The organism is Streptomyces sp. UF-297 (genome assembly GCF_058245575.1).
Genome location: NZ_JBSIBZ010000264.1, coordinates 1 through 406, shown reverse-complemented (window position 1 = coordinate 406; position 406 = coordinate 1). Strand labels below are relative to the sequence as shown.

Genomic DNA, 406 nt, shown 5'->3' with positions numbered 1-406 from the left:
CAGGAGGCGGGCATCGCGGCGGTGAAGCCGGGCGCGAAGTTCCGTGACTTCCACGACGCCGCCCAGCGCGTACTGGCCGAGAAGCTGGTCGAGTGGGGTCTGGTTCAGGGTCCGGTGGAGCGCGTACTGGAGCTGGGGCTGCAGCGCCGCTGGACCCTGCACGGCACCGGCCACATGCTCGGCCTGGACGTCCACGACTGCGCCGCGGCCCGTACCGAGGCCTATGTGGACGGCACCCTGGAGCCCGGCATGGTCCTCACCGTCGAGCCGGGCCTGTACTTCCAGGCCGACGACCTGACGGTGCCCGAGGAGTACCGCGGCATCGGGGTGCGCATCGAGGACGACATCCTGGTCACCGAGGACGGCAACCGCAATCTGTCCGCCGCCCTGCCCCGCACCTCCACCG

Annotated in this window: 1 protein-coding gene; it reads left to right on the top strand. The window is 71.2% G+C overall.

Annotated features, from left to right (window positions below; genetic code table 11):
* Positions 1-406 (top strand): M24 family metallopeptidase (locus AC4IJH_RS43755; protein WP_490857606.1); only part of this gene is annotated, 406 nt, incomplete at both ends.